26 protein-coding genes are annotated in these 25,791 nt (G+C 29.8%); 14 read left to right on the top strand and 12 right to left on the bottom strand.

The features are described 5' to 3' along the window. Positions 1-2: 2 nt before the first annotated feature. The 3 genes from CXF68_RS19310 to CXF68_RS19300 form a co-directional block, all read right to left on the bottom strand. On the bottom strand, positions 3-443 hold the full coding sequence (locus tag CXF68_RS19310) for a GNAT family N-acetyltransferase (protein WP_101046868.1): 441 nt from the start codon (positions 441-443) through the stop codon (positions 3-5). Positions 444-648: 205 nt separating this feature from the next. Next, positions 649-1,419: a zinc ribbon domain-containing protein gene (locus tag CXF68_RS19305; protein WP_101046866.1), complete on the bottom strand. Its 771-nt coding sequence runs from the start codon at positions 1,417-1,419 to the stop codon at positions 649-651. Positions 1,420-1,422: 3 nt separating this feature from the next. Further along, positions 1,423-2,517 carry a Nif3-like dinuclear metal center hexameric protein gene (locus CXF68_RS19300; protein ID WP_101046864.1) on the bottom strand — a complete coding sequence of 365 codons (1,095 nt, stop codon included), beginning with the start codon at positions 2,515-2,517 and terminating at the stop codon, positions 1,423-1,425. A gap of 134 nt (positions 2,518-2,651) precedes the next feature. Here CXF68_RS19300 and lpxK point away from each other — a divergent pair, with 134 nt between their 5' ends. Together lpxK and CXF68_RS19290 are read left to right on the top strand one after the other, a co-directional pair. Further along, positions 2,652-3,680: a tetraacyldisaccharide 4'-kinase gene (gene lpxK / locus CXF68_RS19295; protein ID WP_101046862.1), complete on the top strand. Its 1,029-nt coding sequence runs from the start codon at positions 2,652-2,654 to the stop codon at positions 3,678-3,680. Between the two features lie 124 nt (positions 3,681-3,804). Next, positions 3,805-4,203, top strand: a complete 399-nt coding sequence (locus CXF68_RS19290) for a thioredoxin family protein (protein ID WP_198553860.1) — start codon at positions 3,805-3,807, stop codon at positions 4,201-4,203. A 45-nt stretch (positions 4,204-4,248) separates the two neighbouring features. Here CXF68_RS19290 and CXF68_RS19285 read toward each other — a convergent pair whose 3' ends face one another. From CXF68_RS19285 to CXF68_RS19275, 3 genes are read right to left on the bottom strand one after another with little or no spacing between them, the layout of a single operon-like run. Then, complete coding sequence (locus tag CXF68_RS19285) at positions 4,249-5,310, bottom strand: mannose-1-phosphate guanylyltransferase (protein ID WP_101046858.1); 1,062 nt, start codon at positions 5,308-5,310, stop codon at positions 4,249-4,251. 38 nt (positions 5,311-5,348) lie between these two features. Beyond that, positions 5,349-5,948 carry a SprT-like domain-containing protein gene (locus tag CXF68_RS19280; protein ID WP_101046856.1) on the bottom strand — a complete coding sequence of 200 codons (600 nt, stop codon included), beginning with the start codon at positions 5,946-5,948 and terminating at the stop codon, positions 5,349-5,351. A gap of 18 nt (positions 5,949-5,966) precedes the next feature. After that, positions 5,967-6,647, bottom strand: coding sequence for an SDR family oxidoreductase (locus tag CXF68_RS19275; protein ID WP_101046854.1), 681 nt, complete (start codon positions 6,645-6,647; stop codon positions 5,967-5,969). Positions 6,648-6,720: 73 nt separating this feature from the next. Here CXF68_RS19275 and CXF68_RS19270 point away from each other — a divergent pair, with 73 nt between their 5' ends. Next, positions 6,721-8,004, top strand: a complete 1,284-nt coding sequence (locus tag CXF68_RS19270) for an amidohydrolase family protein (protein ID WP_101046852.1) — start codon at positions 6,721-6,723, stop codon at positions 8,002-8,004. 70 nt (positions 8,005-8,074) lie between these two features. Continuing rightward, positions 8,075-9,103, top strand: a complete 1,029-nt coding sequence (locus CXF68_RS19265; protein WP_101046850.1) for a hypothetical protein — start codon at positions 8,075-8,077, stop codon at positions 9,101-9,103. On the opposite strand, the gene CXF68_RS19260 is transcribed toward CXF68_RS19265, so the two are convergent. Together CXF68_RS19260 and CXF68_RS19255 are read right to left on the bottom strand one after the other, a co-directional pair. Next, positions 9,090-10,592 (bottom strand): hypothetical protein, encoded by a 1,503-nt coding sequence (locus CXF68_RS19260; protein WP_101046848.1) that lies wholly within the window; start codon positions 10,590-10,592, stop codon positions 9,090-9,092. The two genes, CXF68_RS19265 and CXF68_RS19260, sit on opposite strands and share 14 nt — an antisense overlap. A 50-nt stretch (positions 10,593-10,642) precedes the next feature. Beyond that, positions 10,643-11,683: a glutaminyl-peptide cyclotransferase gene (locus tag CXF68_RS19255; protein WP_101046846.1), complete on the bottom strand. Its 1,041-nt coding sequence runs from the start codon at positions 11,681-11,683 to the stop codon at positions 10,643-10,645. A 186-nt stretch (positions 11,684-11,869) separates the two neighbouring features. Here CXF68_RS19255 and CXF68_RS19250 point away from each other — a divergent pair, with 186 nt between their 5' ends. The 4 genes from CXF68_RS19250 to CXF68_RS19235 all read left to right on the top strand — a co-directional run bounded on the left by CXF68_RS19250 (position 11,870) and on the right by CXF68_RS19235 (position 15,361). Beyond that, positions 11,870-12,121 (top strand): type B 50S ribosomal protein L31, encoded by a 252-nt coding sequence (locus CXF68_RS19250; protein WP_028887403.1) that lies wholly within the window; start codon positions 11,870-11,872, stop codon positions 12,119-12,121. 93 nt (positions 12,122-12,214) lie between these two features. After that, positions 12,215-13,729 (top strand): FMN-binding glutamate synthase family protein, encoded by a 1,515-nt coding sequence (locus CXF68_RS19245; RefSeq protein ID WP_101046844.1) that lies wholly within the window; start codon positions 12,215-12,217, stop codon positions 13,727-13,729. A 53-nt stretch (positions 13,730-13,782) separates the two neighbouring features. Next, the gene (locus tag CXF68_RS19240) at positions 13,783-14,874 is read left to right on the top strand and encodes a class I SAM-dependent methyltransferase (protein WP_101046842.1); all 1,092 of its coding nucleotides are present in this window, start codon (positions 13,783-13,785) and stop codon (positions 14,872-14,874) included. Between the two features lie 202 nt (positions 14,875-15,076). Further along, positions 15,077-15,361: a hypothetical protein gene (locus CXF68_RS19235; protein ID WP_101046840.1), complete on the top strand. Its 285-nt coding sequence runs from the start codon at positions 15,077-15,079 to the stop codon at positions 15,359-15,361. Between the two features lie 63 nt (positions 15,362-15,424). On the opposite strand, the gene CXF68_RS19230 is transcribed toward CXF68_RS19235, so the two are convergent. Then, a complete protein-coding gene (locus CXF68_RS19230) occupies positions 15,425-16,594 on the bottom strand; it encodes a histidine decarboxylase (protein ID WP_101046838.1) in 1,170 nt (389 codons plus the stop codon). Between the two features lie 171 nt (positions 16,595-16,765). Beyond that, entirely contained in the window at positions 16,766-18,409 is a 1,644-nt protein-coding gene (locus CXF68_RS19225) for a M1 family metallopeptidase (RefSeq protein ID WP_101046836.1), read from the bottom strand. A 94-nt stretch (positions 18,410-18,503) separates the two neighbouring features. On the opposite strand from CXF68_RS19225, the gene CXF68_RS19220 reads away from it, so the two are divergent. From CXF68_RS19220 to CXF68_RS19205, 4 genes are all read left to right on the top strand, one after another. Continuing rightward, entirely contained in the window at positions 18,504-19,304 is an 801-nt protein-coding gene (locus tag CXF68_RS19220) for an SDR family oxidoreductase (RefSeq protein ID WP_101046834.1), read from the top strand. A gap of 68 nt (positions 19,305-19,372) precedes the next feature. After that, entirely contained in the window at positions 19,373-20,026 is a 654-nt protein-coding gene (fsa, locus tag CXF68_RS19215) for a fructose-6-phosphate aldolase (RefSeq protein ID WP_101046832.1), read from the top strand. A 119-nt stretch (positions 20,027-20,145) separates the two neighbouring features. Beyond that, a complete protein-coding gene (menD, locus tag CXF68_RS19210) occupies positions 20,146-21,798 on the top strand; it encodes a 2-succinyl-5-enolpyruvyl-6-hydroxy-3-cyclohexene-1-carboxylic-acid synthase (RefSeq protein WP_101046830.1) in 1,653 nt (550 codons plus the stop codon). Between the two features lies 1 nt (position 21,799). Then, on the top strand, positions 21,800-22,213 hold the full coding sequence (locus tag CXF68_RS19205; RefSeq protein WP_101046828.1) for a DNA-binding protein: 414 nt from the start codon (positions 21,800-21,802) through the stop codon (positions 22,211-22,213). A 69-nt stretch (positions 22,214-22,282) separates the two neighbouring features. Here the strand turns inward: CXF68_RS19205 and CXF68_RS19200 are convergent, their stop codons facing one another. Continuing rightward, on the bottom strand, positions 22,283-23,512 hold the full coding sequence (locus tag CXF68_RS19200; protein WP_101046826.1) for an alpha/beta hydrolase-fold protein: 1,230 nt from the start codon (positions 23,510-23,512) through the stop codon (positions 22,283-22,285). 94 nt (positions 23,513-23,606) lie between these two features. Between CXF68_RS19200 and CXF68_RS19195 the strand changes: the two genes are divergently transcribed. Both CXF68_RS19195 and CXF68_RS19190 read left to right on the top strand, forming a co-directional pair. Further along, positions 23,607-24,446 carry a 1,4-dihydroxy-2-naphthoyl-CoA synthase gene (locus CXF68_RS19195; RefSeq protein WP_101046824.1) on the top strand — a complete coding sequence of 280 codons (840 nt, stop codon included), beginning with the start codon at positions 23,607-23,609 and terminating at the stop codon, positions 24,444-24,446. A gap of 164 nt (positions 24,447-24,610) precedes the next feature. Next, a complete protein-coding gene (locus CXF68_RS19190) occupies positions 24,611-25,219 on the top strand; it encodes a fumarylacetoacetate hydrolase family protein (RefSeq protein ID WP_101046822.1) in 609 nt (202 codons plus the stop codon). Between the two features lie 108 nt (positions 25,220-25,327). Here the strand turns inward: CXF68_RS19190 and CXF68_RS19185 are convergent, their stop codons facing one another. Then, positions 25,328-25,780, bottom strand: a complete 453-nt coding sequence (locus CXF68_RS19185) for a hypothetical protein (RefSeq protein WP_101046820.1) — start codon at positions 25,778-25,780, stop codon at positions 25,328-25,330. Between the last annotated feature and the right edge of the window lie 11 nt (positions 25,781-25,791).

Below are 25,791 nucleotides of genomic sequence, written 5' to 3'. Positions count from 1 at the left end.
AGTTATTTCTTTAATCTCATTTCTAGGTAAGGATTTGTAAAACCTAATTTTTCATAGAGGTGTTTAGCAGGGTTGTTAGCTTCTACGTGAAGAGCAATATCCCCTTTTGAATAATCAATAGCTTTTTGCATTAACGTTCTCCCTAAGCCTTTACCTCTTTGGTTTTTATGTGTTGCGATGTAAACAAGAATATTTTCTGGAATATAACCCCCCATTCCTGTCTCATTAATTACAGTTGCCCCCAAAATTTGATTGTTTTCTTTAATAAGCATAGTGAATCCTCCAGGAGAAGTAAATTCCTTTATTGAGTAATTTATGGCTTTTTGAATGTCTTTTTTAGAATCACCGTATTGTTCAAGATTATCATATAAAAAATCGATTACTTCATTTTTTTCTAACTCATTTGGTTTGTTTACCACACTAAATATTTTTGTTTCAATCATAAATTAATTCGTTTTTAAATAATATAATAAAACTTAGGAGATGACCAAATTAATAGGTTTTTAATGACAAGTAACTATTCGTTTGAATGAATTTGTATTCAACGTTAGTGAAGCTGTCTAAGATAAGTTAAAAATCAAATCAAATTTAGCGTAATAAAAAAGCTCTCGGAAACGAGAGCTTTTAAAATATATTTAAAGAAAAAATTTAAACAAATAAGTTGTCTATCTTTTCTTTTTCTTCTTGTGCTAAAGCAGCGTCTATTAAAATACGACCACTATGCTCATCTATTGTAATTTTCTTACGGTTAGCAATTTCTAACTGTACTTGAGGCGGAATTGTAAAGAAAGAACCACCAGCAGCACCACGTTCAATAGCAACAACAGCTAATCCGTTTCTTACTTTAGAACGAATTCTATTATAAGCAGCTAATAAATGATCGTCAATAGATTCTGCATACTCTACTGATTTTTCTTTTAGTAACTTTTCTTCTTTTTCAGTTTCTTTTAAAATAGCATCAAGCTCATTTTTCTTGTGAGTTAAATGACTTTCTTGCTTTTTTAATTTTCCTTTACTAGTATCAATAACTTCGTTCTTCTGAGCTATCTTAACTTTAAATTCTTTAATTCTCTTTTCAGATAATTCAATTTCTAATTCTTGAAACTCAATTTCTTTTGTTAAAGAATCAAACTCACGATTGTTACGAACATTTTTTTGTTGTTCTTCGTATTTAGCAATTAATGTTTTAGATTCGGTAATTGCTAATTTTTTATTACTAATATCAGTATCTAAACTACTAGATTCTTCTTTTAACTTAGAAAGTCTTGTGTTTAATCCGGCAACTTCATCTTCTAAATCTTCAACTTCTAAAGGTAATTCACCACGAACGTTTCTGATTTCGTCAATTCTAGAATCGATTAACTGTAAATCGTATAACGCTCTTAATTTTTCTTCTACCGTTACTTCTTTTTTTGCCATCTGTTATATATAGTGTATTGGATTTGTACTTTTTTCACTTAAAATAATTGCAAAAGTACTAAATTTTTTACGAAGATAATCAATCAAAAGATTTTTTGTAAACTGTTCACTTTCATAATGTCCAACATCTGTAAGTAATATTCTTTTTTCAGCTTTAAAAAACTCATGATATTTAAAATCAGCACTAATATAAGCATCTGCATTCATATTTATAGCATTTTTTATAGCAAAGCTACCAGAGCCTCCTAAAACAGCAACACTTTTAATAGGCTTTTCTAATAAATCAGAATACCTAACACAATCTGTCTTAAATATTTTCTTTACAAAAGTTAAAAAATCTTTTTCTTTCATTGGGGTTGTAAATTCACCAATCATTCCCATTCCTATGTTTTGGTGACTATTATCTAGTGTAATTACTTCATAAGCAACTTCTTCATAAGGGTGAGAATTAAACAATGTTTTAAGTATCTTTCCTTCCAGATAACTATTAAAAGTTACTGATATACATGTTTCTTCTTTAAATATTAATTCACCCTTTTTACCTACTGTAGGATTAGACTTTTCATTACCTAAATAACTTTCTTTTCCAGAAACATTAAAAGAACAGTTACTGTAGTTACCAATGTTACCAGCACCAGCTTCAAAAAGATTTGTTCGTAAATTATCTGCGTTAGCCAACGGAACATAAGTGGTAAGTTTTTTTATAATACCTTTTTTAGGAATTAATGTTTTACAATTTTGTAAGCCTAAAACTTCACACATTTTAGCAGAAACACCATTGTTTACATTATCTAAAGCAGTATGAGTAGCGTAAATTGCAATATTATTTTGAATAGCTTTTAAAACAACTCTTTCAACGTAATTGTTTCCATTTATTTTTTTTAAACCACTAAAAATAATCGGGTGAAAGCTTACAATTAAATTACAATTTTCGGCAATAGCTTCATCAATTGTTTCTTCTAAAGTATCAAGAGTAACTAAAACTCCAGTTACATTAGTCGTATAATTTCCTATAAGTAATCCTACATTATCAAAATCTTCAGCATAAGATAACGGTGCTAGTTTTTCAATATAATTTGTAACGTCTTTTATTTGCATTTTTATAGTTTATAAGGATACTTCAAAGTTACTAAAACTTGTTATTACGACGAAAAATGACAATGTAATCTATTAAGTTTTAAAGATTGCTTGATTTTGGCTGCGTTATCGAAATAATTTTTACTTTTGATGCAATGAAATTATTTCGATTTTTATTGTTTCCGTTTGCTATTGCATACGATATTATTACTACAGTTCGTAATAAGTTTTTTGATATAGGTATTTTAAAATCAACCTCTTTTAATATTCCAGTTATTGCTGTTGGAAATTTAAGCGTAGGCGGAACAGGGAAATCACCACAAATAGAATATCTAATTCGATTATTAAAAGAACACTACAGAGTTGCTGTTTTAAGTCGCGGTTATAAACGAAAAACAAAAGGTTTTCAAGTTGTAAACGCTAACCATTCTGCCAAAGATGTTGGTGATGAGCCTTTGCAGTTTTATAAAAAATTTAAAAATGAAGTTACGGTTGCTGTTGATGCTGATAGAACTAACGGGATAGAAGAGTTATTAAAAAGAAAAGTAGCCCCACAAATAGTTTTATTAGACGATGCTTATCAGCATAGAAAAGTAAAAGCGAGTCATTATATTTTATTAACAAAGTATGATGATTTGTATACAGATGATTTTATTTTGCCTGTAGGTAATTTAAGAGAGGGGAAAAGAGGGGCAGATCGAGCAAATATAATAGTAGTTACTAAATGCCCTGAAGATTTATCAGAAATAAGAAAACAAGAAGTAAGAAATAAGATACGACTTAAAGCGAATCAACAATTATTTTTTACTATAATTTCTTATGATGAGAACTTAAAAGGGACAGATTTAGAACTTACAGTTTCTGATTTAAAAGAAAAAGAAGTATTGCTGGTTACAGGAATTGCAAACCCAAATTCATTATTACAGTTTTTGGATAAAAACGAAATTAATTATAAGCACTTAAAGTATCCAGATCATTATGATTTTACTGAAAGTGATATAAATAAAATAGAAAAAGAATTTCAAGAACTACCACAATTGAATAAGATAATAGTGACTACTGAAAAAGATTATATGCGTTTAGAAGGTAAGGTTGAAAATGTATCGTATATCTCAATTAAAAGTGAGTTTTTGCATGAAGGAGAATTATTTGATGAATTAATAGTTAATAGTATAAATAGATAGTGCTATTATCTTGGTATTATTTTTGAATAACATAAATTGAAAAAAAATAAATATAATGAGAAATTTTGTTTTAAATTTAATCTTGTGTCTAGTATGTAGTGTTTCTTTTTCACAAAAAACGGCTATGGCTAAAGAGAAAGAAAGTGTAAAATGGGAAGCGTCTTTTGATGTGGCTATTGAAAAGGCTAAAAATGAGAATAAACCTATTTTAATTTTCTTTACAGGTTCAGATTGGTGTCCACCATGTAAGCAAGTAGATAGAACATTATTTCATGCGGATAAATTTAAAGATTTTTCAGAGGCAAATTTAGTGCTTTATAAAGCCGATTTTCCTAGAAATAGATATCTTATTTCTTCAGAAGTAAAAAAAGAAAATAGTAAACTACAATATAAGTATAGGATACATGCTTTTCCTACAGTAGTTATGATAAATACTGCCGGAGATGTTTTAGGAAAGAAAAAGGGAGCTTATATGCCAAAGGATTATTATACTTTTTTTGAAGAAATTATAAAGAATAATTAAAAAGAAAACGAAGCTTTTTAGCTTCGTTTTCTTTTTAAGATAGTTTTAAAATGTTTTTTTAGCTGCTGCACTAATCTGTTTAATATCTTGCTCATCTTTTCGAGGGCAAATTAATAGTGTATCACCTTTTTCTACAATAATATAATCACTCAACCCTTGAATGATTACTTTCTTGCCGCTTTCAGTACGAACCATGTTTCCGTTAGCATCCCTAAAAATAGTTTCAGCACCAACAACAGCATTTTCTTGTGAATCTTTATTTAGTTTATTATATAAAGATCCCCAAGTACCTAGATCATTCCACCCAAAATCTACAGGTAAAATATGTACGTTGTTAGAGCGTTCCATAATTCCGTAATCAATAGAAATGTTTTCACATTTGGCATAATTGTTTTTTATGAAATCATCTTCAAAATCAGTATTGTAAACGTTATTTCCATCATCTAAAACGTTTAACATCTGTGGTAAATGTTTTTTAAAAGCGTTTAATATACTTTTAGTTGACCAAATAAAAATACCCGCATTCCATAAGTAATCACCACTAGCTAAAAATTGCTTAGCAGTTTGAAGATTAGGTTTTTCTGTAAAGTTTTTTACTTTTTTTATATCTGAAGAGTTTTCTTCAAATTTAATGTATCCATAACCTGTATTAGGTGAGTTGGGTTGAATACCTAAAGTCATTAAATTATCATTATTAGCAGATGCCTCAAAAGATGTTTTAATATTTTTTAAAAATTCAGTTTCGTTTTCAATCCAATGATCAGATGGCGCAACTAGCATTACTGCATCTGAATTCAGATTATGAATTTTTAAAGCAGCATATAAAATACAAGGAGCAGTGTTGCGCATTGTAGGTTCTAATAATAATTGCTTCTTTGTGGTTTTGGGTAGTTGCTCTAACACTAACTTTTCATAACGTTCATTAGTGGCAATTAATATGTTTTCAGACGGGATTAATTGATTAATTCTGTTAAAAGTACGTTGAATTAGTGATTCACCTGTACCTAACATGTCATGAAATTGCTTAGGATATTCTTCGGTGCTTACTGGCCAAAATCTTGAACCAACACCACCTGCCATAATTACTGCGTAATAGTTCTTATTCATAATAATTAATTATAATTCCTAAAGAATAGGAGTTTTATTTATATGTTTGAAGCTGTTAACTTCACTTCTGCATTTTGATTAAAAAGATACACTCGATTGTTCATTAAATTTAAACATTCATAACGAGTTCTACGTTTATTGCCTCTTTTATATAATGTGTCTTTAAATTGAAATACAGTTCCGTTTGGTATCTCAAATATAAAGCTTTTTCCACTTTCAGCTTTTCCACCTCGTAAAGCTAAAGATAAATTAACATCGGTATCAGTACTTGCTTTAGGATTTTTAAAATAATTAGCTAGGTAGGGAAGAATTTCATTAGGGTAAATGTCTGGTCGTAAAAAAGGTAACATTAAGTGTTGAAAAACTGTTTTCCAGTGTTTTCCATGAGGTTGTACTCTTCCAAATTTTTTATGCGTAACATGGTGTGCAATTTCATGAACTAGTGTTAGTAAGAACTGGTATTCATTTAAGTTATTGTTAACCGTTATTTGTGTTTGTCCATTCGGAAAAGTCCGAAAATCACCATGTTTGGTCTCTCGTTGATTTACAATTTTAAGATTAATCTTATGTTCATTAATTAAATATTCAACTAATGGAATTGCTTTTTCTGGAATATATTTTATAAGTGTTTTGTACAAAGAAAAATGTAGATTATTTTATGGAGTAGAACTAGATACTTGCAATACTTTTCCGTTATAAAATTTATTTCCTGTTAACGAAAAGTCAAAAATGTAATTAGCCATTTCTTTAGCAGATAAAGGAGCTACATAACCAGGGAAAGCTTCTTCTAGCATTTCGGTTTGCACAGCGCCTAAAGCTAAAACGTTGAATGCTATTTGTTGCTCCTTGTATTCTTCAGCTAATAATTCAGATAATGTTATAACGGCACCTTTAGCAGAACTGTAAGCAGCTAAACCAGGAAATTTCATACTTCCTTGAATTCCTCCCATAGAACTAACAGTAACGACATGGCTTCCTTTTGTAAGAAACGGAATTAATAACCTTGTTAATTCAGCAACAGCAAAAACATTTACTTTATATACTTCTTCAAAATCAACTGTCGTTAAATCAGTAAAAGGTTTGTTAATTAGTTTTCCCGCATTGTTTATTAAAACATCTACAGTTTTCCATTCTTTTTTAATGAAAGTAGTTGCTTTTTTTAAATCTTCATTATTAGATAAGTCAACAGATATCGTAGTAATATTCTTATGATTTATTTTTTTTAAAGGCTCAGTATTTCTCGATAATGCTAAAACGTTATGCCCTTCGTTAGCAAACTGTTGTGCTAATTCAAAACCAATACCTCTACTGGTTCCTGTAATTACAATATTCTTCATTTAATAGGATAAATTAAAGAAGCAATCTACTCAATTTTTTCATACATTTATAGTTCTAATTAAATTTTTTATAATGAAGAAAATCAATTTTTTACTTGCTTTTTTATTAGTTGTAACCTATTCTTTTGGTCAGCGTACATATATTTTATGTGGAAAGTTAATAGATACAAAGTCAGGAAAAGTTCAGGCAAAAAAAACCATTGTAGTTAATGGAAATAAAATCACAAAGGTTTTTGATGGGTATATAATGCCTAGAGATAAAACTTCAAAAACAATTGATTTACGAGATAAAGTTGTGATGCCTGGATTGATTGATATGCATGTGCACATAGAACAAGAGTTTGATAGAAAAACAAGGTTGAATAGATATGTTTTAAATGAAGCTGATGTAGCTTTTAACTCAGTTGGTTTTGCCAAAACAACGTTGTTAAATGGATTTACAACAGTAAGAGATTTAGGAGGGAGCGGCGTAAATATTTCGATAGCAAAGGCGATTGCTTCAGGAAAAATACCTGGACCAAGAGTTTTTACAGCAGGAAAATCATTAGCAACTACGGGAGGTCATGCAGATCCAACAAATGGTAGCAGTAGAAAATTAGTAGGAAATCCTGGGCCAAAAGAAGGAGTCGTTAATAGTGTAGAGGATGCTAAAAAAGCAGTACGTCAACGTTATAAAAATGGTGCAGATTGTATTAAAATTACTGCGACTGGAGGAGTATTAAGTGTAGCTAAATCAGGAGATAATCCACAGTTTACGATAGAAGAGATAAAAGCTATTTGTGATACCGCTAAAGATTACGGGATGCATGTTGCTGCTCATGCACATGGTGATGAAGGAATGAGGCGTGCAATTATTGGGGGTGTAAAAACAATTGAGCATGGTACTTATATGAGTGATGAGACAATGGAGTTGATGAAAAAACACAATGCTTTTTTAGTGCCTACTATTACAGCAGGAAAAGAAGTTGAAGAGAAAGCTAAAATAAAAGGGTTTTATCCAGATATCGTTGTGCCGAAAGCATTAGCTGTTGGTCCACAAATTCAAGGAACATTTGCAAGAGCATATAAAAAAGGAGTAGGTATTGCTTTTGGTACAGATGCAGGAGTTTTTAAGCATGGGAATAACGGAAAAGAATTTGGTTATATGGTAGAAGTAGGTATGCCGGCTATGGAAACCATACAAGCGGCAACAATTACAAATGCCAAAATTTTAAAAATGGAAGATGAAATTGGTCAGGTTGAAAAAGGTTTTTTTGCTGATATTATAGCTGTTAATGATGATCCAACCAAAAATATACATACAATGGAAAATGTTGTTTTTGTTATGAAAAACGGAATTGTTTATAAGAAAAAATAGTTGTGAAATATGTAACGAAACAAGAAATTAAACAACTAATATATAGACATTAATTATAAAGTTATATACTATGAAACAATTGTTTATTTCTCGTAATTACTTTTTTGTTTTTGGAATTCCATTACTATTAATATCAACACTTTTTTTAGTAGTAAACTCATCATTTTTTATAGAGTACCCAAAAGAATTATCAATAGGTATTACATTAGATTTACTGATAACAATTCCGTTTGTTTATTTTTTAATTATTAGAAAAAAGGAAATTCCTAAAATCACTGTTGTTAGTTTATTTGTAATAGGAATTGTAATTGTTAGTATAATTATTCCAAAAGAACATCAGGCGCTATTATCACAAATAAAAACGTTTATTTTACCTGCTGTTGAATTAGGAGTATTTAGTTTTTTAATTTTTAAAGCAAGAAAAATTATTCAAGAATTTAAAAAACAACATAGCAATCATTTAGTGTTTTATAATGCGATGCAACAAGCTGTTAGTGCTGTTTTTCCAAATAAAATAGGAGAACTGTTAGCAACTGAGATTTCTGTTATTTATTATGGGTTTTTAGCTTGGAAAAAGAGAATGTTAAAAGAAAATGAATTTTCTTATCATAAAAATGGAACTTCTGTATCAATTATTATGGGGTTGATATTAGTTGTTTTAATAGAAACAATTGCTGTTCACGCATTGGTGCAAAAATGGAATGTTATTGTTGCTTGGTTGTTAACTGTTTTAAGTATTTACACATGTTTACAGTTGTTTTCTTTAATGCGTTCTCTATCGAAAATCCCTATTGAAGTTGATTTAATAAATAAAATATTAACTTTAAAATATGGCTTTTTTGGTGAAGCAGTAATTCCTTTCGAAAATATAAAGGGTGTTGATTTAACAGAAAAGGATTTACCAACTGATAAAAGTATTATTCCTTTTTCTCCTCTAGGTAATTTAGATACTCATAATATAGTTCTTCATTTAAATAAAAAAGCAGTTTTTAAGAGTTTCTATGGAATGCAAAAAACATACATTTCTATTGCCTTTTTTGTAGATAAAAAACATCAATTTAAGAAAGTTATAGAGGATGTAAGTTTTAATCAAAAATAACATGTTGATATGCACCTATATCTGGATTTAAAGATCGGTTTATGCCTAAGATGTCTTCTGATATAGATGACGCTCTAGCTTTATTAATAGCATCGCTTTCTTCTCCGATAATAAACTCATTTTTAGAAACATCCTTAAAATGAGGGTTGCCGTTTAAAATAATATTTTGATAATGTGTTGTATCATCAAATTTCATTTCAACATTATCAGTAAAAGAATTATTGAAATCATTAAATTGAATCATTGAACTTTCAATATTGTAGTTAAATAAGTCACTACCTACTTTGTCTAAAATAAATTCAATATTATTATTTCCGTTAATAATACAATTTGTAAAATTAGCAGCTATTAAATCTCTTGTTAACGTTATTTCTTTATTGTTGTCATTTATATAACTAAAATGATTGTTTACTAAAACAGTTGGTAATTGTCGTAAACTATTGTTCCAGTAATTAGCAAAAGTTGAATGTGTAAAGTTGTAAGTACCTCCAAAAGTACAAGCTAAAGATGATTGCCCGGTATCACCGATAACAATATTTTCACCTTTAATATTGGTGTTTCTTCCTAAGATACCATAGTTAGCACTATTATAAATTTCAGAATTTTTTATCGTAAGAGTAGGAGAGGTGAGTGCCCCTATGCTATCGACTAAAATACCAACAACTCCATTTTTTATTAATGTATGATTAATCTCATTTTCTTTACTACCTGCAATCATCCAAATAGTTCCCCATTGCCCAGGTATTTTACTAAAACGATGTTCTAGCCTGTCTCCTTCAAAAGTAACTTTATCGTTAAGAGTTCCGTTAACTTTTAAACTTCCTTTTTTATCAACTATTAATCCTGAGTTTTTATGAAAATAAATTTTGGCGCCAGCATTAATTGTTAATGTTTTATCTGAAGGAACAGCTGCATAGCCATAAATAACATACGGTTTTTCATTTGTAAAGATAAGCTCAGTATCTGTTAAAAAACGACCTTGTATTTTAGAATCCTTACCATCTATAGTTAAGGTTTCAATTCCCATACTGTTTTTTGAAGGGAATATGAAATTTGCATCTTGTACTAAAGTAACTAAATTTACATTTTGTTGATTATTTCCGTTGTCAAATAATATTTTATCTATGTGTAGCGGATCTGTAACAGTACTAAAATTAATAGTAGTTTCTATGAAAACATAAATACTGTCATTTGCTAAAATATCAATATCTCTAAAGTTTTTACCAGAAAGACCATCAACATTTAAGCGATAATTAGAGTTGATTCCATTATCTAATTTTATTTCAGGAATTGTAATTGCTTTGCTGCTTCTGTTGTATACCTTTAAATTATAAGTAGCTGAACCTATATTAGAAAAAATAGTATCTAAAAACACGGTGTCTTTAGAAAATTCAAGTTTTCCAAAATTAGGAACCGTGTTAAAATCTTTTCTACACGAACTAACAGCAATTAAGATAATAATAGATAAAATTTGAAGGGAGTATCTCATATGTAAAAATAATGTTAGTTCGTTTAATCAATATTTAAAAGGCTAAGATATTATTTCTTAACTAATTCGATTTCAAATAATTTAGACCAATGTTTTCCTGTAACAAACAAACGGTTATTTTCGTTGTCATAGGCTATCCCGTTTAAAACATCATCTTGGTCAACTAATTTTTGTGTTTTTTCCATCTCTTTAACTAATTCAGTTAAATTAATAATTCCCTCAACAACTCCATTATCAGGATTAATAATTGCAATTAAAGGTTTTTGCCAATAATTTGCATAAATTTTTCCATTAATCCATTCTAATTCATTTAAGCTTTTTAAAGAAACTTTATTGGTATAAGCCTGTATAGCTCTTTTTTCTTTTTGATTTTTAATATCTAAAAACCAAATTTTATTTGATCCATCAGATTTTATTAACTCATTATTACCATGTGTTAATCCCCAACCTTCATTGCTACGGTTGTAGTTAAACTCATTAATTTGTTTAAAATTTTCTAAATCATAAACAAAACCTTTACGTGCTTGCCATGTTAACCAATAAATTTTATTGTTAACTATCGACATTCCTTCACCAAAATATTTTTTATCTAAAGCAATTTTTTGTAAAACCTCTCCGGTTTTTAAATCAACCTTTCTTAAAGAAGACTCACCTCTACGACCTGTTGTTTCATATAAAAAACCATCTTTATATTCTAGTCCTTGCGTATATGCTTTATCATCATGCGGGAAGGTGTTTATAATTTTAAAACCATAAAGAGTCGGAGCATCTTTGGCAAATACTTCGATTGAATTACTTATTTTTTTAGATTTTTGAGGGTAAAAAGCCAATGCTGTAACAGTATGTTTACCAACACCAAAGTTAGAAGTGTTAATAGCTAAGCTAGTTTCATTTTTATTTACTCGTTTATTATTAACGAATAAATGTACCGAATCAATCTCTTTTCCCTTAAGTTGTTCAAATTTAATAGCAGCCTTTTGCCCTAAAGTTGTTTTTTTAGAGGTGTTTAACTTAAATTTGTATTCTGATTGGCCACAAGAAGTGATTATAATTGTAGCTAAAGCTAAAGCAAAGTATGTATAAATACGCATATTTTATAGTTTGAATTCTAATTTATTCATTTATACTACAAATTAAAACAATTTATTTGTTTGAAAATTAAAAAATATGGTTAAATTTGCAGCCTCAAACAACCAAAGAATTTTCTTCGGTGTAAAACTTTACCATTTTTACAGTGTTTGATAAAAAAATAAAACAATATTTAAAAGTCATTTAAGATGCGTAAAGGAATACATCCAGAAAATTATAGAATGGTAGCTTTTAAAGATATGTCTAACGGAGATGTATTTTTAACACGTTCAACTGCTAACACTAAAGAAACTTTAGACGTAGAAGGAACTGAGTATCCATTAATAAAATTAGAAATTTCAAGAACTTCTCACCCTTTCTATACAGGTAAATCTAAACTGGTAGATACTGCAGGACGTATTGATAAGTTTAAAAACAAGTACTCGAAGTTTAAAAAATAATTTCAAGTATCTAAGATATCTAAGAGCTCTAACAATTGTTAGAGCTTTTTTTATGTTAGAAATCTTGTATTTTAGCTACCTAAATTCTTAAAAATGAGAGATACTATTTTAACAGTTATTATTGTTGTTAATATTTTATGTGGAGTGTTGGTTTATTTTATTCCTGATATGGGGAATTATATTCTTTTAACAATTGCTTCTGCTGTAACTTTGTTGGCACTATATGATGCTTTTTTTCAAGATAAACATTCTTTAATGAGGTCTTTTCCTGTTGTTGCTCGTTTACGATGGGTTTTTGAGGAGGAACGTGAGAAAATTCAACAATATTTTATTGAAGATGATTTAAATGGAACACCAATTAATCGTGAAAAAAGAAGTCTCGTTTATCAGCGATCAAAAAAAGAAATAGAAACAGTACCGTTTGGTACGCAGCATAATGTGTATGAAAAAGGTTACGAATTTGTAAAACATTCATTATTTCCTAAGGATCATCATCATATTGTAGGTGAAAGGGTGTTGGTTGGTTCTGATAAATGCACTCAAAAGTATGATGCATCAATAATTAATATATCAGCAATGTCGTTTGGTTCTTTGAGTAAAAACGCAATAATGGCCTTAAACCAAGGGGCTAAAATGGCTAATTTTGCACATAATACTGGTGAGGGTGGTATTTCTCCGTATCATTTACAAGGAGGTGACTTAATTTTTCAAGTAGGAACAGGGTATTTTGGTGCTGGGAAAAGTGTGGCTGGAAAACGTGTTTTTGATGATGAAGTTTTTAAAGAAAATGCTATTCGTAAAGAAGTGAAAATGATTGAAATTAAATTTTCTCAAGGAGCTAAACCAGGTCATGGAGGTATTTTACCTGCAAAAAAGAATACTGAAGAGATTGCTAAAATTCGTTCAGTAGAGCCATTTACGAGAGTAGATTCACCTCCTGGACATTCTTCATTTTCTAATTTTGAGGAGATGATTTCTTTTATTCAGAAAGTTAGGGAGTTGTCTAATGGAAAACCTGTTGGGGTTAAGTTTTGTGTGGGGAATAACGAAGAAATAGAAACAATGATAAAAACGTTTGCTGAAGCTGATAATTATCCTGATTTTATTTCGGTTGATGGAGGAGAAGGAGGTACAGGGTCTGCTCCTTTAGAATTTTCTAATTATGTAGGTACTCCGTTATTAGAGGGGTTGGCCTTTGTAAATAAAATGTTGAAGAAATATGGCTTAAAAGAGCAGGTTAAAATTATAGCGAGTGGTAAAGCAATTGACGCTTTTGATATTATTAAATATAAGGCTTTAGGTGCTGATGTTATTGGTATGGCACGTAGTTTTATGTTAAGTATTGGTTGTATTCAAGCACGTGAATGTAATTTAGATACTTGCCCAGTTGGTGTAGCTACTCAAGATGAAGATTTAGTAGAGGCTTTAGTTGTTGGTGATAAAAATATTCGTGTTAAAAATTACCATGATAAAACAATTGAGGCTGTAAAAGAAGTAGTGGCTGCTATGGGAAAAGAATCTATTGCAGAGGTGAAATCAGAAGATGTTTTTAGAAGAGGGAAAGCAGGAGATCTTATTTCTTTAAATAAAATTTACGATTTAAATTAAGTTATTTTCAAAGAAGGTTTTCTTAAGGAAGATAATTACAAAATATACAACTATTGGACACAAAATTATTATACAATTCTAAAGAATATCAATTAGCACGATATCCAAAAACAGATGATAAATCATTACGTGCTTGGAGCAGTGTAGAATTATTAGTTTTAGATTATATTACGGATAAAAAACAAGATAATATTCATTTATTTAATGACAGGTTCGGAATTTGGAATTCTGTATTGAGTAGTAAGAATCCAGTGACTGTTTGGGCCTATGCAAGCCAGAAGAAAGCAATTGTTCATAATTTAGAATTGAATAATTTATCTATCGATATTACTTATAAGACACCATTGGAAGATTTAGGTAAAGTTGACTTGGTGTTAATGAAAGTTCCAAAATCATTGGAATTATTTGAAGTTTTTTTACAGCAAATACATAAGTCTGCTGATAAGCAAACAGAAGTTGTTTGTGGATTTATGACTAAACATTTCTCTGCTTCTTTTCTTAAGATTGCTGAGCGGTATTTTGACGAGGTGGAGCAATCAAAAGCTTGGAAAAAAGCGCGATTACTTATCTTAAAAGAACCTAAAAAAGGAATTCAATATAAGGAGTTAACTAATGAAATTGATTGGAACGATAATTTACTTCAACAACATTATGGCGTATTTTCTTCAGGGAAGATTGATGTTGGAACGCAGTTTTTATTAGAGAATTTACAAGTGCAGTCTGATGAGTTAAAGGTGTTAGATGTTGCTTCAGGTAATGGGATTCTTGCAATTGAAACTTTGCGTCAAAATTCAAACGCTCAAGTAACCTTAGTTGATGATTTTAACTTAGCTGTTGCATCTTCTGAGATGAATGTAAAAGGTGAAAATGCTCAATTTATTTGTGAAGATAATCTAGATGATTTAGAAAAAGAAAGTTTTGATTTGGTAATTTCTAATCCTCCATTTCATTTCGAACATGAAAATAATATTGAGGTTTCTGTATTGCTTTTTAAAGGGGTGCGAAGTTGTTTGAGGAAAAATGGTCGATTTTTATTAGTAGCTAATTCTCATTTAAATTATAAAACGCATTTAAAGCAGGTTTTTACAGAAGTTAAAATTGTGAAATCAAATAGTAAGTTTGTTATTTATGAGTGTAGAGGGTAGATAGCGTGGGAGGTTATTTATTAGGAAGATAATTAATATTTTTTATTCAATTTTATTTGTTTTCTTAATTACATTATTTTGTAATTAAAAGTTATTAACAAATAATTAAGTAAGTTATTAACAGTTGTTGATAAAAAAATGTATATTTGCTCATTGATATTAATGTCATGTGTATTATTATAACCCCAAACTCCCCGTTTGTATGATTTTAAATAAAGCAATGCTTGTCGATGACAGCAAAGTTAAGTTATTAAAATTTCCTAAAATTAATGTGTTAGAGCATGAAATAGAGAAGGTAAACGAATTTATAAGACAACGAAAAGTCTTTTTTTTAAGAAACCTCAATAAGGAAAAATTTCAAATTTTTTACACAGACCATACTGGTTTAAAAAAAGTAGAGGCTTCAGTTTGGACTCTTTCTGAAAAAACAATTATTTTTAGAGATACAAGAGAAGTCCCTTATAGTAATATTGTAGCAGTAGCTTAAAAAAAACAAGCACGCTTTTAAAGCGTGCTTGTTTTTAATATAAAATATTCATAACTGTATAAATTAGCTTAATGAAAAATCGAAAGAAAATTCATCTTCAATAACAGGTTCTGAGCAATTTTTTACATCGTTAATAAAATTATCTATTTGATTTTTAGTTACGTTAGGCATACAAATCACGTGAGCTATATCACCTTCAGTAGCTAATTGCCATTTATCTTTAATACTTTTTGGCATTTTTGGTAGTACAACAGTAATAGCGTTGGGATTTCTCCATGCTTTGATACCTATGTTTTTTAATTCATTTTCACAGTATTCAGCAACTTCTAAACTATCTTTATAGCGTTTTTGTAAACCTTTTATGCCTAATTTTTTTAGAGCATACCATAAAAATAAAGGGGAATGACCATTACGAGAGCCGGTGATTGTTGTATCAGAAGAACCTATGTATGAAATTCCCTTAGCAATACGATCTCTGTTAGAACGTTTTGCCATTAGTACCCCAGTTGGTATTGGTGATCCTATAAATTTATGACCGCTAATAGAAATACTATCTGCTCCGTCAATAAAGTCGAAGGGTAATTTCGGTTTCATAAAAGGCCCATATGAACCAGCCAAGGCAGCATCACAATGAATATAATTATCTTGAATGGCTAAGCTACTTAAAATACGTTTTATTTTTGAAACATCGTCTTTTGCCTCTTTCATTGTAGTACCAAAGGTAGCTAAAACAATTACTGGCTTATGACGATTCATGCGTACAGTATTTTCAAAATCATCATAATCAATTTCACCATTTTCTTGAGACTTTATAACAATGCTTGGAATGTTTAGTAGATGAATATTTTTGCGAATGCTGTAATGAGTCGATTCAGAATAATATACAATAGCTTTTGGAAATAACTCTCTAGCAAGGTACAAGCCATATAAGTTACTTTCTGAGCCGCCATTGGTTACATAACCCCAAAAATCTTTAGGATTTGCTCTAAATAATTTAGCAAAAAAAGCAACTACCTCACGTTCCATTTCATGTGTTTGTACTCTGTAAGTTCCTTGTTCAAACGGGTCACCTAAATTATTAATAGGAAATTTAAAAAACTCATTTAAGGCTGAGTAATCAAAGTCTTTAGATACAGGGTATCCTAAAAATGTGTCACGAGCTGTGGTTAATTGCTCTTTGAGTGTTTTTAATTTTTGTAGAATTTCTTCAGGTAAATTTTTTGCATCTGACATAATATTGATATTTAGAGGTCAAAAGTAATTTACTGATTAATATAAAACTGTAATAATAATTAATTATAGATTTTAAATCTATAATTAATTTTATATTAGATTAATGATCTATTTATTAAAGAGGTTCTTACGCTTTTTTAGAATTTTTGTTTATTTTAAATTAAACTGTTATTAGATTTTATTGATAGTTATATAAAAGTTGATATCGACTTTAATGTCGTTCGCATTAATTGTTATTTCTTGCCAGTTTTTTGTTGGTTTTATTTGTAGTGATTTCTTGTTAACTATAATATTTAAAGGCATGTTAAAACCATCAACAATATTTTTCCAACGGTAAGAAAGTTTACCTTTTTTTATTTTGTATTCAAAGGCAGGTATTTTAACAGTACGTAAATATTGATCGAAAATTTTTGTTAAGTCTAATCCTGATTGTTTTATTAAATACTTCTCAACTTGTTGTGTTGTTACTGTTTTGTGATAGAACTCACTATTTAACCCACGTAAAACTTGTCGCCATTTCTCATCGTTATTAATTAAGGTTCTAATTATATGTAGCATATTAGCCCCTTTGTAGTACATGTCTCCTGAGCCTTCACTGTTTACATTATATTGTCCAATAATAGGAATGTCATTTTTAATGCTTTTACGAGTTCCTATAACATATTCTTGTGCAGCTTTTTTACCGTAATAGTAATCTAAAAATAAGTTTTCTGAATAAGCCGTAAAACTTTCGTGAATCCACATATCAGCAATATCTTTATTCGTAATATTATTAGCAAACCATTCGTGTCCTGATTCATGAATTATGATGAAATCGAATTTTAAACCCCAACCTGTTCCGGATAAATCTCTTCCTAAATAACCATTTTGATATTTGTTACCATAAGTAACAGAGCTTTGATGTTCCATTCCTAAGTAAGGAGCTTCTACTAGTTTAAATCCATCTTCATAGAAAGGGTATTTACCAAACCAATGTTCAAAAGCTTTCATCATTTTAGGAGCGTCCTTAAATTGTTTTTTTGCTTTTTCTAGATTATCTCGTAATACATAATAATCCATATCTAATAAACCATCTTCACCATTATATTTTTCTGAAAAATGTACATAATCTCCAATATTTACATTTATTCCGTAGTTATTAATAGGATTGTTTACAAACCAGTGATAAGTAGTTGTGTTGTCCTTATGTTGTTCTGTTTTACGAAGTTTTCCGTTAGATATGTTCATTAAGTTTTTAGGAATACGTACACTAATTGCCATACTATCTACTTCATCGTACATGTGGTCTTTATTCGGCCACCAAACACTTGCGCCTAAGCCTTGGCAAGATGTTGCAGCAAAGTGATTTCCATTGTTGTCTTTTTTCCAAGAAAAACCACCATCCCAAGGAGCACGTTCTGCTATTTTAGGATTTCCTTCGTAATAAACATCTAACGAGTTTATACTTCCGATTTTTTGAATTTCCTTTAACTGAATAAAATGAGCATTACCTTCAGAAACAACTTTTAGTTTTTTTCCGTTTTGGATTACCTTTGTTATTTTTAAAGGAGCCTGTAGGTCAATTTGTAGTACGTTATGAGGTTTCAATACCTTGTATTGTACAGTGTTTTTTCCATGTATAAATTTTTTATCAAGATTTACAGTAATATCTAAATGATAATAAGTTAAATTCCACCAAACTCTTTCTGGGGTTATTGTACCGCGTAAAGAGTCTTGACGTGTAAATTTTTCAGAGTGTTCAAACAAAGGTGATTGCCCTAATAAATTAAAACTGATAAGAAAAAATAAAGTATTAGATATTAATTTTTTATTCATAATAATTGTGTGCTTTCAAAAGATTGCTAATATAAGTGTTTAAAGTCTTTTTTTATTGCTGTTAACTTTAAGATATTTGTATAAAATAATCATAATGTCGAAAGTTATATTGATAACAGGAGCTTCTTCTGGAATAGGAAAAGCGATAGCTACTTATTTACATACTAAAAATTATACAGTTTACGGAACAAGTAGAAACCCTGATAAATTAAATTTACCTTTTGCTATGGTTGCTTTAGATGTTATAGATTCTAAAACAATTCAAGTAGCGGTAGAGAAGGTTATAGAGAAGGAGGGGAGAATAGATGTGTTGATTAATAATGCAGGTAAAGGAATAACAGGTTCGATTGAAGATACTCCAACCGATGAAATGCGCGATAATTTCAATACGAATTTTTTTGGAGTTATTGATGTTTCAAAAGCAGTGTTGCCACAAATGCGTAAGCAAAAATCAGGGATTATAATAAACGTAACTTCAATAGCGGGATATATGGGGTTGCCATTTAGGGGAATTTATTCAGCTAGTAAAGGAGCTTTAGAGTTAGTAACAGAGGCTTTGAGTATGGAGGTAAAAAGCTTTGGTATTAAAGTTATAAATGTAGCTCCAGGAGATTTTGAAACAAATATAGCTTCAGGTAGGTATCATACACCTGTGTTTGAAAACTCAGCATATAAAGAAAAGTATACTGAAAATTTAGCATTGATGGATAGTCATGTAAGTTCAGGAATGAACCCTGTGGTGATGGCAAAAGAAATTCATAAAATAATTGAAAAAAAGAATCCAAAAATACATTATAAAATTGGTGGGTTTATGGAGAAGTTTTCAGTAGCTTTAAAACGAATCTTACCAGATAAAATTTATGAAAAATTATTAATGAATCATTATAAATTGTAAATTTGGAACGTTTTAGAAAACAGGTTCTTAAATAAAAAATAATACAATAAGATAATACACATATATAGATGAAATTTTTTATAGATACAGCAAATTTAGATCAGATTAAAGAAGCACAAGCTTTAGGTATTTTAGATGGAGTAACAACAAACCCATCTTTAATGGCAAAAGAAGGAATTACAGGAGAAGAAAATATTATAAACCACTATAAAGCTATTTGTGAGATTGTAGATGGTGATGTTTCTGCAGAAGTTATTTCTACTGATTTTGAAGGAATGAAAAGAGAAGGAGATGCGTTAGCAGCTTTAAATCCTCAAATCGTGGTGAAATTACCAATGATTAAAGATGGTATTAAGGCATGTAAATATTTTTCTGATAAAGGAATTAAAACAAATGTAACGTTGGTTTTTTCTGCTGGTCAAGCATTATTGGCAGCTAAAGCAGGAGCAACTTATGTTTCTCCGTTTATCGGTCGTTTAGATGATATTTCGACAGATGGATTAAATTTAATTTCTGAAATTCGTCAAATTTATGATAACTATATGTTTGAAACACAAATATTAGCAGCATCAGTACGCCATACAATGCATATTATTGATTGTGCTAAATTAGGGTCTGATGTAATGACAGGACCATTGAGTGCTATAGAAGGGTTATTAAAACACCCATTAACAGATATTGGTTTAGCTAAGTTTTTAGCAGATTACAAAAAAGGAAACTAACCAGCCTCGTAGGTTTTTGTATAAATAAGTCAGAAAGTAAAAAATGTTTTACTTTCTGATTTTTTTTTTACGTTATAACTTTTTGACTTTGTAACTTTGCAGCCTTGTAATTAAATAGAATGTTCCCAAAAAAAGAACTTGCACAATTAGTTATCTCAGCATGTCTTCAGTATAATATTGATACAGTTGTGATATCACCAGGATCAAGAAATGCTCCGTTAACTATAGGGTTTTCAAATCACCTAGATATAGAAACGTTGAGTGTTGTTGATGAGCGTTGTGCTGCTTTTTTTGCAATGGGAATTGCACAGCAAAAGCAGAAGCCAGTGGCAATAATATGCTCATCTGGTTCAGCATTGCTAAATTATTATCCAGCAATAGCAGAAGCTTTTTATAGTAATATTCCGTTAGTTGTTATCTCTGCGGATAGACCCAAACATTTAATTGATATTGGTGATGGACAAACCATTCGACAAGAGAATGTGTTTAGAAACCATATTTTATTTTCAGCTAATTTAATAGAAGCTAAAAATCAGTTAGAGAATAATACTAATTTACTAGTTGAAGCCCTAGAAGCTGCTGTTTTTAAAAAAGGACCAATACATATTAATGTTCCTTTTGATGAACCATTGTATGAAACAGTTAAAGAATTAAATACTTTTAATTTTCCAGATGTCATTGCGAGTAAAACAAAGCAATCTATTAATTACAATAAATTCGTAGAAATTTGGAATTCTTCTTCTAAAAAAATGATTTTAGTAGGAAGTAGTTTTCCATATGAAGCGTTGCAGAATGTTTTAAGCAAATTTACTCAAGACGAAGCTGTTCTAGTTTTAACAGAAACTACTTCTAATTTATATCATTCAAAATTTATCAATGCTATTGATAAACTGATTTTTCCGCTAACTGAAAAGAGTTTTTTAGAATTACAACCAGAAGTGCTCTTAACTTTAGGAGGGATGGTTATTTCTAAAAAAATAAAACAGTTTTTAAGAAAATATCAACCAAAACATCATTGGCATATAGATACATTGAGATCTATGGATACTTACCATTGTTTATCTGAATTTGTGCAAGAAATACCAGTTGAATTTTTGCAAAGGTTAATAAGTGAAACAGTTGTGGTAAAAAGTAATTACCAAGCTAATTGGTTAACTAAAAATAAAGAAAGAGCTGAAAAACATAAGAAATATCTAGCAAATGCTGAATATTCAGATTTGAAATCTTTTGAAGCAGTTTTAAACTTTATTCCTGATAATTCTCAACTTCAAATAAGTAATAGTTCTATAATCAGATATTCTCAGCTTTTTGATTTAAATACTACTTTACGTGTTTTTTGTAACAGAGGAACAAGTGGAATAGATGGTAGTACAAGTACAGCAATCGGAGCGGCATTTGCAGGCAAAAAACAGACAACCTTCATAACAGGGGATCTAAGTTTTTTTTACGATAGTAATGCTTTATGGAATACAAATATCCCAAATAATTTTAGAATTATTATCTTAAATAATGCTGGCGGAGGAATTTTTAGATTCATTCCTGGACCAGCAACTACAAATGCGACTAATTATTTTGAGACACCACATAGCTTAACAGCTGAACATTTAGCAAAAATGTATAACTTTGACTATACTGCTGTTTCGAGCTTAGAAGAATTAAATATTGGATTGAATGACTTATATTCAGAGTCAGATCAACCAAAAATAATGGAGATATTTACTCCAAAAGAAATAAATGACGTAGTTTTAAAGAGCTATTTTAAAAACTTATAAAATGGAATTACAAGAAGGAGATCAGGTAAATTTGAAAATAGTTGAGCAAACGCCATTAGGATACAATGTTTTAATAGATGATGAATTTGATGGTTTATTGTTTAATAGCGAAGTGTATCAAGATATAGAAGAGGGTATGGAAACATATGGTTATGTTAAAAATATAAGAGAAGATGGTAAAATAGATATTTCTTTACGTCCTCAAGGTTTTAGAAATGTAATTGATACAGATGCGGATGTAATTCTACGTAAATTAGATGAGAAAGGGTTTTTAATGTTAACTGATAAAAGTTCTCCTGAATCAATTAAATTTCGATTACAAATGAGTAAGAAAGCTTTTAAAAGAGCTATTGGAGGTTTATATAAAGATAAAAAAATAGAGTTAAAAGAAGATAGAATAGAGTTGATAAAGTAAGAGCGATGTGTCTTAAATAAAAAATCCGCTACCTTAATTAAAGTAGCGGATTTTTATTTAAATAAAATTTTATTGTTTCTCTTCTTCGTTGTCTTCTTCAGGAACGTCCTCAATAATTTCTTCTTTAGGTTCACTACCTTTTAACTCTCCCATGCGTTTAATGTTCTCATAAAAAGCATTTGCATTAGGGTCAGATGGATTCATTTTACCAAAAGCAGCTTTGTAGTAAAATTCAGCTTTCTCGTAATCTTTTCCTAGTTCATGATATTTACCTACATAGAAATCCCCAATATGAGAATCAGGGTATTTAATTGCTACAAAATCACCTAGAACACGTAAGTAATCACCATCTAGTTTATCTATTACAATTCCTTCAATTGCAAATATATCATCTAATCGAACGTTTAAGTTAGAGCCATATAAAAATTGAATGTCTAAATACTTTTGTTCAACATATTTAATAGCTTTTAAAGGATCTAAATCTTTAATATTTGTATCAAATTCACTTTTAGTTATTTTAGCATATAAGTAAAACATTTTTTCAAAAGCTCTAGGTATTGTTTCTCCTATAACAGATAGATGATTAGGTGCATTCGTAAACTTATCGAAGGTAATATGCATGTTTTTTGAATCAAAAGAAGATAAATATGTACCTATTTCACTAAATCGATCATTTTGTTTAGCCGTTATATACTTTTGGTTATTACTAGCATATATAAAGTAAGAATTATCAATTGAGCTTAATCTTTTTAAAGAATAAGATTCTATTCTGCTACCGCTAAATTTAGTTAATTTAGGAGTAATGCAAATAAAAGAGTTAAAAATAGGGTCAGCATCTTTTAAAAAGTAAGTGATAAAATCTGCACCGCTCCCTTCACTGGTTATAGTCATAAAAGGAGAAGTTCTGTAATTTAACTCAATATGAGGAATCAATTCTTTTTTTATGAAATTTTGAAATTTTTGAGCATGAACAGTTAAAGCATTGTTAGATGGAATAATTGAAATATCTTTAGAATAAGTGTTGCTCATATTTATACCAACAACTATCTGTCTAGGAGCTTTATCAGTATTAGCATATAGCTTTGCATTACCAACATACATGTCAAAAAGATATTGATCACCTAAAACAATAGCTAGTGGATAACTAACAGTTTCATCTTGCTCATAATTTTCTGGAATGTAAATTTTTATAGTCCTACTTTTATTAAGTTCAGTAGAATTAATAGTTTCATTAATTATTTTTTGAGAAAAAAGACTTGTACTTAATAATAAAAAGAATAAAAAATATAGATGTTTCATAAGGGATTATATTATATCGTTCAAATATAGAAAAGAAAAACAAAGTTATTATGTTATTTTTGTGCTACTTTATTAACGATAATATTTTAAAATTATGATACAACCTCAATGGAAAGTTGCCAAAGAGTATGAAGATATTACTTATAAAAAATCACATAACGTAGCGAGAATAGCGTTTAACCGCCCAAATGTACGTAATGCATTTCGTCCGCATACAACATCAGAATTGTTAGACGCTTTTCAAGATGCGCATGAAGATACTAATATTGGTGTTGTTTTATTATCAGCAGAAGGACCATCTACAAAGGATGGAATTTGGAGTTTCTGTTCAGGTGGAGACCAAAATGCACGTGGAGAGAAAGGATATGTAGGTAAAGATGGTTATCATCGATTAAATATATTAGAAGTACAGCGATTAATTCGTTTTATGCCAAAAGCAGTAATTTGTGTTGTTCCTGGGTGGGCAGTAGGTGGCGGACATAGTTTGCATGTTGTTTGTGATTTAACATTAGCAAGTAAAGAACATGCCATTTTTAAACAAACAGACGCGGATGTAACATCTTTTGATGCAGGGTATGGGTCTGCGTATTTAGCAAAAATGGTAGGGCAGAAGAAAGCACGTGAAATTTTCTTTTTAGGAAGGAATTATTCAGCACAAGAAGCTTATGACATGGGGATGGTAAATGCAGTTGTACCTCATGACGAATTAGAGCAAACAGCTTTTGATTGGGCACAAGAAATTTTAGAAAAATCACCAACATCAATAAAAATGTTAAAATTCGCAATGAATTTAACTGATGACGGTATGGTTGGTCAGCAAGTATTTGCAGGTGAAGTTACACGTTTGGCATATATGACAGAAGAAGCAAAAGAAGGTAGGGATGCTTTTCTTGAAAAAAGGAAACCAAATTTTCCTAAAACATGGATTCCATAGAGAGTGGCTGTTTTACTGAAGTAATCTATCAAGTAAATTGCTTTGTTTTTTTTAAATGACACTTTAATCGAAAAAATAACCTTGTCATTACGAGGAAGTATAACGAAGTAATCTGTAAGGTAGGCTGCTTTATTTTATTCTCAATGATGCTTTTTAAATAAAAAATGAAAATAATTTGTATTGGGCGTAATTACGCTAAACATATCGAAGAATTAGCAAATGAAAAACCAGAAAGCCCTGTTGTTTTTCTAAAGCCAGATTCCGCAATTCTTCCGAAGAAAATGCCTTTTTTTATACCTGCCTTTTCTGATGATATTCATTATGAAGTAGAAGTTTTAGTTAAGATAAACAAAGTAGGAAAACATATTTCGTCAAAATTTGCACATAAATATTATGATGAAATAGGTTTAGGACTCGATTTTACTGCGCGTGATGTACAGGCGAAGTGTAAAGAAAAAGGACTGCCATGGGAAAAAGCAAAAGCTTTTGATGGTAGTGCTGTTATTGGGGAGTTTTATCCGAAAGAAGATTTTAATTTAGAAAATATTACTTTTCAGTTGCATAAAAACGAAGAAGTCGTTCAAGATGGAAATACGGAATCTATGCTATGGGAAATTGATGAGTTAATTAGTTATGTATCGGAATATTTTACTTTGAAAAAAGGAGATGTTATTTTTACAGGAACTCCCGCAGGAGTTGGTAGAATAGTAGAAAATGATGTATTAACAGGTGTTATTGATGGAAAAGAAGCTTTTCATATAAAAATTAAGTAAAAGTATTGTAAAACACATAGTTTAAAAGTCTTGTTTTTGTTGTAAAAACAAAAACAAGACTTTATGTTTATTTCTGTACTTATTTATTTTTTTAAATAAAGTTTTTAACTATTCCTGAATAGCTAAAAGGCTCGCAAATGTTGCTTCGTCAATAGAGTTAAGTACTTCGCTATGTAAAAGAGTACCGAATTCGAAGTGATGTGTGAAAGTTTTACTTTTCCAACCAAGAAAGGGAACTTTTATACTTATTTTAGCACTTATATCAAAACTAACTTGATCGTCATCGATAGAAAGGTTAGTAATAGTGAAGGTAACTTTAAGTTTACTAAAAGGTTGCCATATAAAGCTTACGTTACTATCAAAAGTAAAACTTTTGGTGTAACTACCAAAAGGTGTTTTAAGAGAAGCTTCTAAAGTAACTTCTCCATGCTCGGCAGATGCACGTGTACATACTTTAGACTTTAAGAATGAAGGTGAGCACCACTCTGCAGCATGTACAGTATCATACCCTTGAATTAATTCTCCATTTTGCACTAATTCTTTTTGTAATATAGTTGACATAATTTTTAATT

The organism is Tenacibaculum sp. Bg11-29, assembly GCF_002836595.1.
Classification (GTDB): domain Bacteria; phylum Bacteroidota; class Bacteroidia; order Flavobacteriales; family Flavobacteriaceae; genus Polaribacter.
This window is presented reverse-complemented; position numbering and strand designations above follow the sequence as displayed.

Bases quoted from the DNA above. Each gene is read 5' to 3' on its own strand.
- CXF68_RS19310 (WP_101046868.1), bottom strand. From the start codon at position 443: ATGATTGAAACAAAAATATTTAGTGTGGTAAACAAACCAAATGAGTTA.
- CXF68_RS19305 (WP_101046866.1), bottom strand. From the start codon at position 1,419: ATGGCAAAAAAAGAAGTAACGGTAGAAGAAAAATTAAGAGCGTTATAC.
- CXF68_RS19300 (WP_101046864.1), bottom strand. From the start codon at position 2,517: ATGCAAATAAAAGACGTTACAAATTATATTGAAAAACTAGCACCGTTA.
- lpxK (WP_101046862.1), top strand. From the start codon at position 2,652: ATGAAATTATTTCGATTTTTATTGTTTCCGTTTGCTATTGCATACGAT.
- CXF68_RS19290 (WP_198553860.1), top strand. From the start codon at position 3,805: ATGGCTAAAGAGAAAGAAAGTGTAAAATGGGAAGCGTCTTTTGATGTG.
- CXF68_RS19285 (WP_101046858.1), bottom strand. From the start codon at position 5,310: ATGAATAAGAACTATTACGCAGTAATTATGGCAGGTGGTGTTGGTTCA.
- CXF68_RS19275 (WP_101046854.1), bottom strand. From the start codon at position 6,647: ATGAAGAATATTGTAATTACAGGAACCAGTAGAGGTATTGGTTTTGAA.
- CXF68_RS19270 (WP_101046852.1), top strand. From the start codon at position 6,721: ATGAAGAAAATCAATTTTTTACTTGCTTTTTTATTAGTTGTAACCTAT.
- CXF68_RS19265 (WP_101046850.1), top strand. From the start codon at position 8,075: ATGAAACAATTGTTTATTTCTCGTAATTACTTTTTTGTTTTTGGAATT.
- CXF68_RS19260 (WP_101046848.1), bottom strand. From the start codon at position 10,592: ATGAGATACTCCCTTCAAATTTTATCTATTATTATCTTAATTGCTGTT.
- CXF68_RS19255 (WP_101046846.1), bottom strand. From the start codon at position 11,683: ATGCGTATTTATACATACTTTGCTTTAGCTTTAGCTACAATTATAATC.
- CXF68_RS19250 (WP_028887403.1), top strand. From the start codon at position 11,870: ATGCGTAAAGGAATACATCCAGAAAATTATAGAATGGTAGCTTTTAAA.
- CXF68_RS19245 (WP_101046844.1), top strand. From the start codon at position 12,215: ATGAGAGATACTATTTTAACAGTTATTATTGTTGTTAATATTTTATGT.
- CXF68_RS19235 (WP_101046840.1), top strand. From the start codon at position 15,077: ATGATTTTAAATAAAGCAATGCTTGTCGATGACAGCAAAGTTAAGTTA.
- CXF68_RS19230 (WP_101046838.1), bottom strand. From the start codon at position 16,594: ATGTCAGATGCAAAAAATTTACCTGAAGAAATTCTACAAAAATTAAAA.
- CXF68_RS19225 (WP_101046836.1), bottom strand. From the start codon at position 18,409: ATGAATAAAAAATTAATATCTAATACTTTATTTTTTCTTATCAGTTTT.
- CXF68_RS19220 (WP_101046834.1), top strand. From the start codon at position 18,504: ATGTCGAAAGTTATATTGATAACAGGAGCTTCTTCTGGAATAGGAAAA.
- fsa (WP_101046832.1), top strand. From the start codon at position 19,373: ATGAAATTTTTTATAGATACAGCAAATTTAGATCAGATTAAAGAAGCA.
- menD (WP_101046830.1), top strand. From the start codon at position 20,146: ATGTTCCCAAAAAAAGAACTTGCACAATTAGTTATCTCAGCATGTCTT.
- CXF68_RS19205 (WP_101046828.1), top strand. From the start codon at position 21,800: ATGGAATTACAAGAAGGAGATCAGGTAAATTTGAAAATAGTTGAGCAA.
- CXF68_RS19200 (WP_101046826.1), bottom strand. From the start codon at position 23,512: ATGAAACATCTATATTTTTTATTCTTTTTATTATTAAGTACAAGTCTT.
- CXF68_RS19195 (WP_101046824.1), top strand. From the start codon at position 23,607: ATGATACAACCTCAATGGAAAGTTGCCAAAGAGTATGAAGATATTACT.
- CXF68_RS19190 (WP_101046822.1), top strand. From the start codon at position 24,611: ATGAAAATAATTTGTATTGGGCGTAATTACGCTAAACATATCGAAGAA.
- CXF68_RS19185 (WP_101046820.1), bottom strand. From the start codon at position 25,780: ATGTCAACTATATTACAAAAAGAATTAGTGCAAAATGGAGAATTAATT.